Annotated in this window: 16 protein-coding genes; 9 read left to right on the top strand and 7 right to left on the bottom strand. The window is 68.9% G+C overall.

Annotation, left to right across the window (positions count from 1 at the left end; all coding sequences use genetic code 11):
• Positions 1-256 precede the first annotated feature (256 nt).
• Positions 257-679, bottom strand: a complete 423-nt coding sequence (locus ACFXK0_RS04045) for a hypothetical protein (RefSeq protein WP_379408239.1) — start codon at positions 677-679, stop codon at positions 257-259.
• Positions 680-790: 111 nt separating this feature from the next.
• Here ACFXK0_RS04045 and ACFXK0_RS04040 point away from each other — a divergent pair, with 111 nt between their 5' ends.
• From ACFXK0_RS04040 to ACFXK0_RS04020, 5 genes are all read left to right on the top strand, one after another.
• Positions 791-1,552, top strand: coding sequence for a DUF2470 domain-containing protein (locus ACFXK0_RS04040; RefSeq protein ID WP_379408238.1), 762 nt, complete (start codon positions 791-793; stop codon positions 1,550-1,552).
• Between the two features lie 73 nt (positions 1,553-1,625).
• The gene (locus ACFXK0_RS04035; protein ID WP_379408237.1) at positions 1,626-2,408 is read left to right on the top strand and encodes a CPBP family intramembrane glutamic endopeptidase; all 783 of its coding nucleotides are present in this window, start codon (positions 1,626-1,628) and stop codon (positions 2,406-2,408) included.
• A gap of 131 nt (positions 2,409-2,539) precedes the next feature.
• Positions 2,540-3,898 (top strand): LCP family protein, encoded by a 1,359-nt coding sequence (locus ACFXK0_RS04030; RefSeq protein WP_379408473.1) that lies wholly within the window; start codon positions 2,540-2,542, stop codon positions 3,896-3,898.
• Positions 3,899-3,907: 9 nt separating this feature from the next.
• A complete protein-coding gene (locus tag ACFXK0_RS04025) occupies positions 3,908-4,438 on the top strand; it encodes a ferritin (protein ID WP_379408236.1) in 531 nt (176 codons plus the stop codon).
• 98 nt (positions 4,439-4,536) lie between these two features.
• A complete protein-coding gene (locus ACFXK0_RS04020) occupies positions 4,537-5,085 on the top strand; it encodes a ferritin (protein WP_379408235.1) in 549 nt (182 codons plus the stop codon).
• A 237-nt stretch (positions 5,086-5,322) separates the two neighbouring features.
• On the opposite strand, the gene ACFXK0_RS04015 is transcribed toward ACFXK0_RS04020, so the two are convergent.
• From ACFXK0_RS04015 to ACFXK0_RS04000, 4 genes are read right to left on the bottom strand one after another with little or no spacing between them, the layout of a single operon-like run.
• A complete protein-coding gene (locus ACFXK0_RS04015) occupies positions 5,323-6,243 on the bottom strand; it encodes a DUF5926 family protein (protein ID WP_379408234.1) in 921 nt (306 codons plus the stop codon).
• A 20-nt stretch (positions 6,244-6,263) separates the two neighbouring features.
• Entirely contained in the window at positions 6,264-7,031 is a 768-nt protein-coding gene (locus tag ACFXK0_RS04010; protein WP_379408233.1) for a glycerophosphodiester phosphodiesterase, read from the bottom strand.
• Entirely contained in the window at positions 7,028-8,047 is a 1,020-nt protein-coding gene (locus ACFXK0_RS04005) for a DUF4328 domain-containing protein (RefSeq protein ID WP_379408232.1), read from the bottom strand. The genes ACFXK0_RS04010 and ACFXK0_RS04005 overlap by 4 nt, the downstream gene beginning before the upstream one ends.
• A 19-nt stretch (positions 8,048-8,066) precedes the next feature.
• On the bottom strand, positions 8,067-8,426 hold the full coding sequence (locus ACFXK0_RS04000; RefSeq protein WP_379408231.1) for a rhodanese-like domain-containing protein: 360 nt from the start codon (positions 8,424-8,426) through the stop codon (positions 8,067-8,069).
• 368 nt (positions 8,427-8,794) lie between these two features.
• Between ACFXK0_RS04000 and ACFXK0_RS03995 the strand changes: the two genes are divergently transcribed.
• From ACFXK0_RS03995 to ACFXK0_RS03980, 4 genes are all read left to right on the top strand, one after another.
• Complete coding sequence (locus ACFXK0_RS03995) at positions 8,795-9,406, top strand: hypothetical protein (protein ID WP_379408230.1); 612 nt, start codon at positions 8,795-8,797, stop codon at positions 9,404-9,406.
• Between the two features lie 142 nt (positions 9,407-9,548).
• Positions 9,549-10,172, top strand: coding sequence for a superoxide dismutase (locus ACFXK0_RS03990; RefSeq protein WP_379408228.1), 624 nt, complete (start codon positions 9,549-9,551; stop codon positions 10,170-10,172).
• Between the two features lie 155 nt (positions 10,173-10,327).
• Complete coding sequence (locus tag ACFXK0_RS03985; protein ID WP_379408227.1) at positions 10,328-10,855, top strand: peptidase; 528 nt, start codon at positions 10,328-10,330, stop codon at positions 10,853-10,855.
• A gap of 359 nt (positions 10,856-11,214) precedes the next feature.
• Positions 11,215-11,928: a TMEM165/GDT1 family protein gene (locus ACFXK0_RS03980; protein WP_379408225.1), complete on the top strand. Its 714-nt coding sequence runs from the start codon at positions 11,215-11,217 to the stop codon at positions 11,926-11,928.
• On the opposite strand, the gene ACFXK0_RS03975 is transcribed toward ACFXK0_RS03980, so the two are convergent.
• Positions 11,904-12,548: a TetR/AcrR family transcriptional regulator gene (locus tag ACFXK0_RS03975; protein WP_379408224.1), complete on the bottom strand. Its 645-nt coding sequence runs from the start codon at positions 12,546-12,548 to the stop codon at positions 11,904-11,906. The genes ACFXK0_RS03980 and ACFXK0_RS03975 overlap by 25 nt on opposite strands.
• Positions 12,545-13,420, bottom strand: coding sequence for an SDR family NAD(P)-dependent oxidoreductase (locus tag ACFXK0_RS03970; protein WP_379408223.1), 876 nt, complete (start codon positions 13,418-13,420; stop codon positions 12,545-12,547). Before ACFXK0_RS03970 ends, ACFXK0_RS03975 begins: the two co-directional genes overlap by 4 nt.
• Positions 13,421-13,649: the final 229 nt, after the last annotated feature.

The following is a 13,649-nucleotide window of genomic DNA, read 5'->3' as shown; positions in this document are numbered from 1 at the left end:
CAGGTGCGAGTGTCCAGTCGCGGGAATTGGTTACTGATGACGGGGTCGACTGATAGATAGCTGGCTGGGTGCTGTGTCGCCGGCGGGTAGGTGTCCAGCGCTCCGCTCCTCGGATGCGCGGCGGCCGAAGGGGCCGTGGGGCGAGCTCCGGCGTGGCGTTGGTTACCTGGAGTGCGGAAGTTCAGTCGCGGGAGTTGGTCGCCGACCTGGGGGCTCAGCGGCTCGATAGCGGTCAGGATGCTGAGCGGTCGGCGGGTCAGGTCTCCAGCACTCGCAGCGCGGCGGCGACGTCTGCTTCGGCGGGGGTTTCGATGCCGAGCAGGACCGTGCGGGTGGCTTCGATGGCGGGTGGTTTCAGGGACTTGAGGAAGGTCAGGTCCGGAGTGGTGAGGGCGGTGGGGATGTCTTCGCCGCAGAGGGCGGCGACGGTACCCGCGACGATGGCGACGGCGCGGGGGCCGCTGGTGGTGCGGGCGACGAAACCGTGGTCGGCGTGGGCGATTCCGGCCAGGAAGGCGGCCAGGTCGGCGTCGGGGATGTCGATGTCGACCGGGTCGGGGGTACTGCCCGCGGGGCGCAGCAGGCCGGCCACGAGGCTGCGGCGGGCGGGGGTCGAGAGGGTGACCAGGACGGGTTCGGCGGGGGTCGCGTGGTCGTCGACGTGGTCGTCGTGCATCATCCGACCACCGTAGATGGGATTTCGTCAGGGTTCATCAGTGGAGTCCTCTTGCGCGGAGCGGTTTCGTAACTTAGCTTAGGTTTACCTAATCATCAGTTCGCGGAGGAATTCATGTCGAGCCCCACCACGATCGTCGCGCCGACCACCGCGGAGCGCGTGCGCAGCGCCTGTGCGCACGCGGAGACCGCGGTGCTCGCCCTGCCTGGTATCGATCCGGTCCCGACCACCGTGCACCACCTGCGCCGCTGCGGCGACGCGGTGATCGCCGTGCCGGCCGATTCGCTGGCCGCGGCACTGGCCGCGACCGCCAACGAGACCTCCGCCGTCCTCGAACTCACCGACCACGCGCCGCTGCCGCTGCGCGAACCCGTGCGGGCCCTGGTCTGGCTGCGCGGCTGGGTACGCCAGGTGCCTGCCCAGGCCCAGCGCGCGCTCGCGGTCGAAATCGCCAAGGAATTCCCGCATCCGGGCCTGCTCGACGTCGGCCACACCACGACACTGCTGCGGCTGGTGGTGAACTCGGCGGTGCTCGCCGACACCTCCGGCGCCGAATCCGTCGACCACGCCGACCTGCGCGCCGCCACCGCCGACCCCTTCTGCCAGCTGGAAAGCGCCTGGCTGCAGCACATGGCCGAGGACCACGCCGATATCGTCGCCCAGCTGTCGCGGCACCTGCCGACCCGCCTGCGCGGCGGCCTGGTGCACCCGCTCGCCATCGACCGCTACGGCCTGACCCTGCGCGTCGAGGGCCCCGACGCCGACCACGACGTGCGGCTGCCCTTCGCCACCCCCGCCGACGATGTCGAATCGCTGAGCAAGGCCGTGCGCATCCTGGCCGGCTGCCCGTTCCTGAACGGCCTGCGCCGCATCTGATCTGACGCTGCCTAGACTTCGCTGCAGCCGACCGGCCCGAGGCCGGCCCGACGACAGCGAAGGAGCAGGCGCGGTGAGCACCGCAGCGGAGAACCAAGGACCGCCGACCCGCGAGCTCAGCCGCCGCGAGATCCAGGTCGAGATCGTCGTAGTCCTGCTGGTGACCTTCGGGTTGAGCGGGATCAGCGCGGCACTGTCGCTACTGGACTCCGCGCTCGCACCGGGCGGTGTCGGCGGACGCACGGTCGCGCTCAACGCCTCCCGCTCCGACAATTCCCTGCTCGACCTGCTGTTCCAGCTCGTCGGCGTGACCCGGCTGCTGGCCTGGGCCGCGCTGGGGCTGTATCTGCTGTGGCGCAGCGGGCTGGTGCCGCGCGCGATCGGTCTGGCCAGGATCGGGCGCACCGATGTACTGACCGGGGTCGGGCTGGCCGCGCTCATCGGCTTGCCAGGGCTCGCGCTGTATCTGATCGCGCATGCGCTGGGGGTGAGCGTCACCATCGTGCCGAGTTCGCTGTCGGAGCACTGGTGGCGGCTGCCGGTACTGGTGGCATCGGCGTGCGCGAACTCGGTCGCCGAGGAAGTACTGGTGGTGGCCTACCTGCTCACCCGGCTGCGCAAACTCGGCTGGTCGGACAATTCCGCGCTGGCCGCCTCGGCCCTGCTGCGCGGCAGCTATCACCTGTACCAGGGCCTCGGCGGCGGCCTGGGCAATATCGTGATGGGGATCATCTTCGGCCGCTACTGGCAACGAACCAACCGGCTGTGGCCACTGATCCTGGCCCACGCGCTCATCGACGCGGTCGCCTACCTCGGCTACAACGTGCTGCGTGGACGCGTGTCCTGGCTGCCATGAACGGCGTGTCGCGGCGAGTCGGCAACATCACGGTGTTTCGCGCTAACGTCAGGGCCCGCGCGGGGTATCCAGTAGAGACCGAGCGCGGACAACCCGCCCGTGCTCCCGACGATCAGTAGAGTTTCACGGTGATGAACGGCGACGATCCACGCAGGCGCCGGGTGCCGCCGCCCCAGGGCCGCCCCGGTCGGCCGCCGCTGCCGCCGCCCGGACGTGGCGTCGACCCACGTCAGCGCAGGCCGCTGCCCGACGAGGGCCAGACCGTGCGGCACACCCCGCCACCGGACCGCAGGCCGCCTGCCTCGCACGTGGAACCGACCCAGGTCATGCGCCGTGACGGCCGGGGCGAGCAGCCGCTGGCCTATTCACAGATGCCGCGCGAGCACGTCAAGCCAAGGCAGAAGCACGCGCAGCCCCCGCCGCGCCGCGAACCGGTCCGGCACGCGCCGACCCAGCGCCCGGTCCCGCACCACGATTCGCTGCCGCCCCGGCGAACCCCGCCGCCGGTCGACGCGGGCAGGCAGGCGCAGCCGCCGCGACGACGGCGCGGGCGTCATCCGTTCCGGTGGTTCCTGGTGCTGGTGGTGCTGGTCGTGGCCGGGTTGATCGCCGGTTGCGTGCACCTGGACAACTCGCTGACCCGCATCGCCGCGCTCACCTCCTACAGCGACCGCGTCGGCGACACCCCCGGCACCAACTGGCTGCTGGTCGGTTCCGACAGCCGCGGCGATCTGACGCCCGAGCAGGAGCAGGAGCTCGCGACCGGCGGCGATATCGACGGCACCGAGCGCACCGACACGATCATGCTGGTGCACATCCCGTCTTCCGGGCCGACGACGATGGTGAGCCTGCCGCGCGACTCCTATGTCAATGTGCCCGGCTACGGCAAGGACAAGCTCAACGCCTCGTTCGCGCTCGGCGGCCCCGAACTGCTGGTGCAGACCGTGGAGCAAGCCACCGGCGTGCGGATCGACCACTACGCGCAGATCGGCTTCGGCGGATTCGCCAGTGTGGTGGACGCGCTCGGCGGTATCGATGTGTGTCTGGACGAACCGATCGTCGACCCGCTGGCCGGCCTCGATCTGCCCGCCGGCTGCCAGCGGCTGTCCGGCCCCGATGCGCTCGGTTTCGTGCGCACCCGCGCCACCCCGCGCGCCGATGTGGACCGGATGAACCATCAGCGGATCTTCATGTCGGCGCTGTTGAAGAAGGCGACCAGCATGGGCACCCTGGTCAATCCGTTCTCGCTGTGGCCGATGGCCACCGGTGTCGCCGGTTCGCTGAAAGTCGATGACGGCGACCACATCTGGAGCCTGGCGGCGCTCGGCTGGGCGATGCGTGGCGACACGGTGACCACCAGTGTCCCGATCGGCGGCTTCGACGACACCGACGTGGGCAATGTGCTGCTCTGGGACAAGGCCAAGGCCTCGGACTTCTTCGAGGCGCTGGCCGAGGATCGGCAGATTCCGGCGGACCTGCTGACGCGGTAACGTCGAAGTATGGCCGAGGACCGTACCTTCATCCATCTGCTGCGTGACCAGGTCCGGCACGGGTTGACCACCGCGCAGCAGTATCTGGCCGCCGCGGTGTACTTCGACGCGCAACGCCTACCCGAACTGGCCGCGCAGACCTATGCCAGGTCCGCGGACAACCGCGGCCATGCCCTGCGCATCGTGCGGTATCTGCTCGACCGGGAAATCGGCGTGGCGATCGGCGGGCTCGACGAGGTGCGCCCCGACTTCGATTCTCCGCGGGCGGCCATCGCCTTCCTGCTCGATCGCGAGCGCGCGGTCACTTCGCAGATCAGCGCGCTGGCCGCGGCCGCGCGTGAAGCCGATGATTACCTCGGCGAACAATTCATGCAATGGTTCCTGAAAGAGCAGGTCGCCGATGTCGCCGAGATGGACACTTTGCTGACGGTGCTGGATCGGCAGGGAAATCTGTTCGATGTCGAGGAATTCATCCGTCGCGAACTGACCGGTTCGACAACCGTCGACACCACCGCTCCGCGCATGGCCGGCGCCGGTTAGGGAATGCTCAATTAGGAAATACTTGGTTAGGGAATACTGTCCTCAATAAGGCTGCACTTGGATGACAACCCCTTGTGACCAGGGCTAATGTGACGAACATGTCGATTCATCCGGAACCCCCGCGCAGTAAATTCCATGGCCTTCTCCAAGATCAGATCCGGCATGAGTTCAACGCCGAGCACCAGTACATCGCGATCGCTGTGTGGTTCGACAACAACGACCTGCCGCAGCTGGCGAAGCGGTTCTACGCCCAGTCCGTCGAAGAGCGAAATCACGCGATGATGATCGTGCAGTATTTCGTCGACCGGGATATCGCGGTCGATATCGCGGGCATCGACGCGGCCAAGTCGAGCTTCGAGAACGCGCGCGAGCCGATCGAGCTGGCACTTGCCCAGGAGAAGACGGTCACCGACCAGATCGTGCGCCTGGCGAGCACCGCCCGCGAAGAGGGCGACTACCTGGGCGAACAGTTCATGCAGTGGTTCCTCAAGGAACAGGTCGAAGAGGTCGCGCACATGACCACGCTGCTCAATATCGCCGATCGCGCCGGGTCGAACCTGTTCGACCTGGAGGCGTTCATGTGGCGCGAGCTCAGCACGCCGAAGGAAGCCTCGGGCGCGCCCTCGGTCGCCGGCGGCAGCGTCTAGCGGCGAAACGGCCGGATTCGGCTCGCGCGGGCGAGCCGAATCCGTCGTGCGTTCACCAGCCGGAGCCGGAGCCGGCCGAACCCGTGTTGGCAAGAATGGTGCCGATCAAGATCTGCGCGAGACCGGCTACCGATCCGAGAAACTCCATGACTCCTCGACTTTCCTCATCCGCCGCTTGGCGGGCGTAGGCGTGAACCTAGCCGACCCAGCGAGTGAAAGTCGGTTATTTCATTTAGTTCAGCGCAGGGTGACCTGACGCGACCGCAGACCATCACGCGAACGACGCTCCGCGCTGGTCATCGGGGCATCCGAGGCCAGCGCCTCGGCCAGCCGCACACCGAATTCCCGGGCAGGCGCTGCCCACTCGGTGGGGTGACGTTCGGGATCGAGATCGAACACCGGCACCAGCAGGCCGTGCGTGCGGAACGAGCCGGCGAAACGCGAACCCTCACCCATGTGCAGGCCACCGGTGGCGTGCACCCTGGCCAGCGCCAGCATCAGGGCGTCCTCGTCCTCCGGACGCACCCAGCGCACATGCGCCTTCTCGCCCGCGTCGACCCACCAGGCCGCACCGATACCGTCCGCGCCCAGATCCAGCCGCGCCGAAGGCATGATCGCCTGCTTGGCCTGCTCGATGGTCGCCGCCACCTGCGGGTCGGGGGTCACGCCCTCAGGCACCCACCAGTCGAAATCCTGGTGCACGGTGAGCTCGAGATCAGCGCCCGGGTCGACGACATCGGCCAGGCGCGGACCGCCCTCGACCGACTCCGCCGCGGTCAGCGACTCGCCGGGCTCGGCGGACTGGGTCCACAGGATCGCCGCGGCGATATCGGCCGACGGGTCGGCGCCCTGATGCTGCACCTGCGTGCCGACGAAGCCGACCGGCTCGTCCGCGGCGCGCACCAGCGCGGCCACCGCGCCGGGCAGCACCGTCGCCAGGGTGACCTCGCGCTGGGCGGCCACGCCGGGCGCCAGCTTCAAGGTCGCGGTCGCCGACGGCACGAACTCCCGCAGCGCCACCAGATCACATTCGGCAGCAAGCCCCGCGAACGGCCGCGTCACGGCCGCAGATGCCTGCTCCTGCGCCGCACGCCGCTCGGCGAGACGCTGAGCCCGATTACTGTCGGGCTTCGGACTGTTCCGCTTGCTTTTACCCACGCACGGAGTTTAGGGGAAGGTCACACTCCGGCGAGCAGGGCCTTCGTCCGGCCGGGGTGGTTGGTGGCCACCCAGCTCACGCCCAGGTCGGCGCACAATTTCACGTCGTCGGGTTCGTCGACGGTCCAGCAGTAGGTGGCGCGACCGGCCGCGGCCGCCTTGTCCACCAGTTCCGGGTGCTCACGCAGCGTTTTCACCGAGGGGCCGACCGCGGTCGCGCCGACGGTCGTCGCGGCGCCGCCACCGAGGAAACGCGAGGACTCGCCGAGCAGCACAGTCGGTAGCAGCGGCGCGGCGCGACGGATGCGCCAGACCGCGGTCGCGGCGAACGACATGACCACGGCGCGCGAATGATCGGCCGAGGCGGGTGTGGCGATGCCGAAGCGCTGTAGTTCGGCGAGCACCTTGTTCTCCACCAGCGCGCCGTAGCGCACGGGGTGCTTGGTCTCGATGAACAGCTTGGTCGGCCTGCTGCGCCAGTCCAGCACCAGCTCGATCAGGTCGGCCAGGGCCAGCACGCCCTGCGGGGCCTCGCCGGTGCCGAAGTTCATGTCCTGCAGTTCGGCCAGGGTCAGCTCGCTGACCAGGCCGGTGGCGTCGGAAGTGCGGTCGACGGTGCGGTCGTGCACGCAGACCAGGTGCCCGTCGCGGGTCAGCCGGACATCGCATTCCACGCCGTCGGCACCCTCCTGCAAGGCCAGTTCGTAGGCATCGAGGGTGTGCTCGGGGCGTGCGGCCGACGCACCGCGATGCGCGACCACGAACGGCGCGCGATTGGGCTGGTTCACTGGGCGACAACCTCCTTCACCGCATTCTCGCCGGTCTCGGCGGAAGCCGCGCGTTCGGGGACCCCCGGCTGCACCGGGGCGATGACGACACGGGCGGGATCGGCGGCCATCACCCAGCGCTGCGTCGACCGCGCGGCGCCGCGCAGATCCCGGCCTTCCAGCAGCCGGACCGTCCACAGGGTCAGCACCGCGAACGCGGCCGCGCACAGGTCGCTGAACCCGGTGAAGGAGACGCTGTCGGCCTCGGCCTGCAGCGTGCTCGCGTCCCGCCACAATGTGGCCACGACCAGCACCAACCCGCTGGCCACCCAGGCCGCCCACCAGATCCGCACGGCCTTGAGCGAGCGCGGATCGGGATCGCGCCCGAGCAGTTCGGTGAGGAAGACCCCGGGCCAGAGCAGGTTGAGCCCCGGCACCAGGCAGCCGGCGATCAGCGTCCAGCGCCTGCGCGGATCGCGCCTGCCGTCGGCGGCGAACGCGTCGCGCCTGGCCTCGATCAGCCAGGCCACCAGCGACAGCGCGGTGAGCAGCGCGACGATCGGGGCCAGCGTGCCGAACAGCCACACGGTCGCGTCGGAGAACCAGAGCAGCCACTCCGGGATGAGCCGGGTGCGGTTGCGCAGCAGCACCAGGTAGCGGCCGTATTCGGCGAGTCCGGCGAGCAGGAAGGCCACGGCCGAGAGCAGCAGCAGCCGGTCGCGCCGGGCGGCCATGCCACGCAGCGGGCGCGGCGCCGCGGCGGCGGGCTGCGGCGGCGGGTCGAGCAGACCCCAGCGCGGGATCTCGGTGTAGTGCGGGGTGGGGCTCGGTGCGGCGGACTTGCCGGCGGCCGCGGCCCGGCGGGTGCGGTGGTCGGGGCGGCGGGCGACCCAGCGGTAGTTGCGCTGCGCGGCGGGGGCGTCGACCTTGCCCGGCGACAGCAGCACGCCACGGCAGCGCGGGCACCAGTGCATCGGCGCGCCCTGCACGGCCCACCGCGCGCCACAGCGTGCACATGGTTGCACCACCGAACTCACCCGCGCACCCCGTTCCGGACTAGTAGATCTTGGCTTCGTGGTCGCCGTCGGCGACCACCGGACGGCCGGTCTGCTGCCAGGCCACCATGCCCCCCGCGACGTTCACTGCCTCGTACCCGATGTGGGCCAGGTACTTGACGACTTCGATCGAGCGACCGCCCTGCCTGCACACGACGTACAGTTCGGCATCGATATCGATCTCGTCGAGCCGGGCGGGCACATCGACCATCGGGATGTGGATCGCGCCGGGCGCGTGCCCGAGTTCCCATTCGTCGGGTTCGCGCACATCGAGCAGCTGGGCGCCGGGGACCGGTTCGGCGTTGTCGAACGCGGCGGGTACCGCACCCACCGGCACCGTCGGGACATCGGAGCTCGTCACGCCTCGATCCTGCCATGCCCGGCGCGACGCCGGGCGCGGCTGTGCGTGGTCGGTGGCCGGTCTTCGGTTATCCACAGAATCCACAACTTGATCCACAGGTACCAGCTATCGGTCAGCACACATTCGTGAGGCTCGGGCTATCGAGGCGTCGTCGGGCCCGGGGAAGACTAGCGGGAACGATCGATCCGGGACTCCCCTCCATGTCATCCCGGAGCGATCGTTCGCCGCTGACGTCGGGATTCTCGAGGGCTCCCGGTCCCGACATCTACTTGGACGCGAGCCGGCCCGATTCGGTTCCATAAAAACGACATCCCTAGAGAAAATCCTAAATCCTGGGATCTGGGCGGGCGGATCGGTAGCCTGAGCGCATGAACGTGAGCAGGGGGCTACTCGACAGTTTCGACATCAACGGCCTGAATACCGCTTTGTCCGAATCCACCTGTCTCGGGGTAGAAGTGGACGCCGCGGCCGGACGGCTGCAACTCGCCTTGGAGGTGCTGACGCTACCCGCGGACGGACCCGCGCCGACCGATACCAAAGTCCTGCTCACCTTCACCGGGGTCACCCGGGTTGCCGCGTCGCTGCGCATCCAGCGCTGGGACGATATCGACGCCCGCGTCCTCCCCCTGACCCTCGACCAGCTCGACGACGCCATCGCGAGCTTCGGCGGCGGCGGCCTGCACGGCTGGGAGTTCATCGACCTCGACGACAGCGGCTGGACGCTGTGGAGCGAGCTGCTCAGCTTCGACACCGTGCTCGACCAGCGCATCGCGGCGCACGTCATCGAGTTCTCCCAGGAGGAGGGCATCGACCCGCGCGAGCTCGACGTGCGCGTGTGGTTCGACAAGATCACCGTCACCGACCTGAGCGGCCGGGAGATCCCCATGGCCGAGTTCGTCGCGGGCGGCCGCCGCTGGTGGGCCGCACACGATTCCGGTGATGTCAGGGCGTCCAAAGCAGACGTAGCGCCCCCACTGTAGGGCGCACACCCGATTTTCGACCTCGGTGAGCCGAAGGGAATGTGGGCCCGGCGGTTCGAGGTTGCAGGAAACGGGTGTACGAATGATGGTTGGTGTGCTCGATCGGATGGGCGCACACAGCCCGACACAGGAAAGGGACAACGTGGCCGAGTACACGCTGCCGGATCTGGATTACGACTACAGCGCACTGGAGCCCCACATCTCGGGGCAGATCAACGAGATCCACCACTCCAAGCACCACGCCGCCTACGTCGCGGGCGCGAACGCCGCACTGGAGAAGCTGGAAGCCGCCCGTGAGGCCGGCGACCACGCCGCCATCTTCCTCAACGAGAAGAACCTGGCCTTCCACCTCGGTGGCCACACCAACCACTCCATCTGGTGGAAGAACCTCTCCCCCAACGGTGGCGACAAGCCGGAAGGCGAGCTGGCCGCCGCGATCGACGACCAGTTCGGTTCGTTCGACAAGTTCCGCGCGCAGTTCACCGCCGCCGCCAACGGCCTGCAGGGCTCCGGCTGGGCCGTCCTGGGTTACGACACCCTGGGCCAGAACCTGCTGACCTTCCAGCTGTACGACCAGCAGGCCAATGTGCCGATCGGCATCATCCCGCTGCTGCAGGTCGACATGTGGGAGCACGCCTTCTACCTGCAGTACAAGAACGTCAAGGCCGACTACGTGACCGCGTTCTGGAACGTCGTCAACTGGGCCGACGTGCAGGACCGCTTCGCCCGCGCCGTGTCGCAGGGCAAGGGCCTGATTTTCGGGTAGCAGCCGACTGCGCGAAAGACCTCCCAGCACTCGCTGGGGGGTCTTTTGCGTTGTTTGCCCAGTTCCTGGCACTCGGTGGTACTTGTGTGCCAGACGGGTTTGGGGTTATCCCTGATCTATACGGGCATAGCGCCCCCGGAGATCGGGAGGCCATCATGACGACGCAGGGTCCGATCGGGATCACGCCGTTTCAGGCGCGCGGTCAGCTACAGGGATTCGTCGTGTCGGGTCGGTGGCCCGATACCACCAAGGAGTGGGCGCAGGTGCTGGTCCTGGCCGTGCGGGTGGCCTCGATGCCCGGCCTGCTGGTGACCTCGACCGTGTTCGGGGTGCGCGAGGAATTGCCCGACGATCCCCAGCCCGGCACGGTCGGGTTGGTGCTGGCCGAGGGGCCGGTGCTCGGTGAGGAGGCGATCGAGCCGGGACGCTTCGCCGCTCATGTGCCGCCCGCCCTGCTGATGCTGCATCCGCCGTCGGAGACCCGCCCGTCGCTGCCCGAGTGCGCGGGCGCGGCGTCGGGTTGCGTGCTGTTGCCCGGGGTGCCGCATCTGGGCCTGGAGCATCGGGCGGCGTGGGCCGAGGCCGAGCTCGACGGGACGGTCACCTCGCTGGTGAGCCGGGTCGGGATGGATCTGATCAGCGATCCCGATACCGCGGTGCTGGCAATGTTGCTGGCGGCCTGAACCTTTCGATGAACCGGTCCGGCGAACCACTGGCAACGGCTGTCCGGACCATCGAATTCAGGGAACCCTAACTATTGCCGCAGCTCACCCAAACTTATTGTCCCCATTGCGATTTCGGTTACAGGGTATTGGCATATCGGCAGCAATCGAGCTATGGTGGTGCCAGCGAAGGGGAGTAGCCCGCAATCGCGCAGTCGACATACTGATCGCCCGCCGAACCCGGCGCGGTCCGGCTGCACGAACCGGTGATCACCGGTGGGCGAGACCTTCGGCCACGAACCGATCCGTAGACCGGTGTGGCTGAAGGCGCACCCGTCTCCTCAGCCACAGGCCGGAGTGTTGTCCTGGGAGCTGAATTCATGATCACCACGATCCTGCTGAGCTTCGGCGTGCTGTTCCTCGCCGAACTCGGCGACAAATCGCAGCTGATGGCCTTGACCTTCGCGCTGCGTTACCGCTGGTGGGTGGTGCTGGCGGGGATCAGCGTCGCCAGCGTCGCGGTGAATCTCATCGCCGCCGGCGTCGGCCATTTCCTCGGCGCCGCGCTGCCCGCCGACGCCATCGCCGTGGTCACCGCGCTCACCCTGCTGGTGGTCGGCCTGTGGACACTGCGCGACGCGCTCGGCACCGGTGACGACACCGACGAGACGCCCGCGCCGCCCAGCACTCGCAATGCCTTCCTGGTGGTCATCTCCGCCTTCATGCTCGCCGAACTCGGCGACCGCACCATGTTCGCCGCTGCCGCGCTGGCCGCCGACAACAACTGGCTGGCGGTCTGGATCGGCTCGGTGGCCGGCATGGTGGCCGCGGGCGGCCTGGCCATTCTGGTCGGCAAACTCGCGGGCAAGCACCTGCCCGAGCGCGCCATCGCCTTCGCCTCCGGCCTGCTGTTCCTGTTCTTCGCGGGCAAGACGGTGCTCGATGCGTTCGTGCCCACGCTGGGCGGTTGGGCCGGCATCGGGCTCGCGGCTCTCGCGCCCGCCCTGGTCGGGGCCGGTATCGGCGTGTGGCGGGCGACCCGCACCGCCGTGCCCGAACCGGCCGGGGATCAGCCGGCGAAGGCGTTGCCGTAGAGGGTGCCGGAGCGGCGGGCCATCGCGATGAGCTGGTCTTTGAGATCGCGCAGGCTCGTCAGATCGTCGCCGGCGATCTTGCCGGTGACCAGCGCGCCGATCGCCGCGGCCAGGGTCGCGCAGGCGAAATGCTGGTCGTCGGTCTCGGCGCCGAGCATGGTGGCCACCACCGCGACGAAGCGGCTCTGCAATGCCATGCGCGCCTCGATCGCCGACGGGCCGACCGCGTACACCTCGACCAGGAACAGCCGGGCGGCGGCCGGGTCGTCGATCATGTGCTCGAAGTAGGCAGTGAGGATGCGATCCATCCTGGTCAGCGGGTCGGTGTCGGCCGTGTCGGCGATCACCGCCTGCAACTTGGCGGCCAGCTGGCCGGAGACCCGGTCGAACGCGGCGGCGAAGCAGTCCTCCTTGGAACGGAACAGTTCGTAGAACGTCTCACGCGAGACGCCCGCCCGCTTGAGCACCGCCGCGACCGGCGTGCCCACATACCCGCCCTCGGTCATCGCCTCCCCCATGGCGATGAGAATGCGCTCGCGCTGGGAGGCCACCACTTCCGCCCTGGTCAGGTGGTGACGGCCCCGCGGCAGTTGGCGCAGCGTCGGTGCCGGATCGCTCATCGTCGTTCCATTCTGCGTGGTCGGGCAGGCTGGGTGGTGGTGAAGGGGGCGTCCTCGGTCCGGGCGATCTCGAGTGCGCGCGCCACCCGGTTGCCGAGTACCCGCTGCAACACCAGTTGCGCCAAGGGTCGCACCGGCAGCACCAACGTCACCCACCAGGGTGAGACCACGACCTTGCGGCGCCGCGCGATCGCGCGTTCGAGCGCGTCGACGGCGGGCCCGATCGGCGAGGTGCCGGTCAGGCTGATCTCGCGCAGCACGGTGTGCGCGGCCGCGGTCCCGAAACCACGCCGGGTCATATCGGTGTCGATCTCGGCGAAATAGCTGATGCCGACCTTCGCCCCGCTCGCGCGCAGCTCGCCGCGCAGGGTGTTGCCCAGTGCCTCGATCGCCGCCGCCGACGCGCTGTAGGCACCGGCCAGCGGCAGCTGCACGGCGGTCGAGATCGACGACATCATCAGCACATACCCGCCCGGCCGGGCGATATGCCTGCCCGCCGCCTGCACCGCGTAGACCGCGCCGAGCACATTGACCGCCAGCGTCTCCTCCAGCACCGACGGGTCACCGCCGATCATCACCATCTGCTTGGCGATCCCCGCGTTGGTGACCAGCACATCGAGCCCGCCGAGTTCGCCGACCAGCGCCTCGACCACCCGCTCGACCTGGGCTCGATCGGCCACATCGCAGTAGCGCCACGGCGCGTCCCCGCACTCGGCGGCCACCTCGGCCAGTAACTCCGGCTCCAGCCCGAGCAGCGCGACGTGTGCCCCGCGCGCGGCCAGCCGGGCGGCCAGCGCGGCCCCGATCCCCCGCGCCGCGCCGGTGATCAGCACCTTCCGTCCGGCCACCGACGGACCGGAGAACCAACTCATGACGGCACGTTACCACCGGAAAACATCCCTGTTCACCGGTAATCCCGCAGCGCCTACCAGGGAGTCGGAGGGCGTCATAGGCAGCGGGCCCGGAAACCGCTAGGGTGCCATTGTTGGCAACTTGCTAATTGGCAGGCTGCTAGTAGCCCACTGGGCCGAGCACCACCCGTTCTCGGCCCGCCCCCTGCCTCTGGACTGACCGAAGGGTGCGACGAAGGAGTACCCGTAG

The organism is Nocardia sp. NPDC059177 (genome assembly GCF_042755165.1).
Taxonomy (GTDB): domain Bacteria; phylum Actinomycetota; class Actinomycetes; order Mycobacteriales; family Mycobacteriaceae; genus Nocardia.
This window is presented reverse-complemented; position numbering and strand designations above follow the sequence as displayed.

What these genes read in the sequence shown, in the direction of transcription:
- ACFXK0_RS04025 (WP_379408236.1), top strand. Translation starts at nt 3,908, where the DNA reads ATGGCCGAGGACCGTACCTTCATCCATCTGCTGCGTGACCAGGTCCGG.
- ACFXK0_RS04020 (WP_379408235.1), top strand. Translation starts at nt 4,537, where the DNA reads ATGTCGATTCATCCGGAACCCCCGCGCAGTAAATTCCATGGCCTTCTC.
- ACFXK0_RS03985 (WP_379408227.1), top strand. Translation starts at nt 10,328, where the DNA reads ATGACGACGCAGGGTCCGATCGGGATCACGCCGTTTCAGGCGCGCGGT.
- ACFXK0_RS03970 (WP_379408223.1), bottom strand. Translation starts at nt 13,420, where the DNA reads ATGAGTTGGTTCTCCGGTCCGTCGGTGGCCGGACGGAAGGTGCTGATC.
- ACFXK0_RS03975 (WP_379408224.1), bottom strand. Translation starts at nt 12,548, where the DNA reads ATGAGCGATCCGGCACCGACGCTGCGCCAACTGCCGCGGGGCCGTCAC.
- ACFXK0_RS04040 (WP_379408238.1), top strand. Translation starts at nt 791, where the DNA reads ATGTCGAGCCCCACCACGATCGTCGCGCCGACCACCGCGGAGCGCGTG.
- ACFXK0_RS03995 (WP_379408230.1), top strand. Translation starts at nt 8,795, where the DNA reads ATGAACGTGAGCAGGGGGCTACTCGACAGTTTCGACATCAACGGCCTG.
- ACFXK0_RS04030 (WP_379408473.1), top strand. Translation starts at nt 2,540, where the DNA reads ATGAACGGCGACGATCCACGCAGGCGCCGGGTGCCGCCGCCCCAGGGC.
- ACFXK0_RS03980 (WP_379408225.1), top strand. Translation starts at nt 11,215, where the DNA reads ATGATCACCACGATCCTGCTGAGCTTCGGCGTGCTGTTCCTCGCCGAA.
- ACFXK0_RS04045 (WP_379408239.1), bottom strand. Translation starts at nt 679, where the DNA reads ATGATGCACGACGACCACGTCGACGACCACGCGACCCCCGCCGAACCC.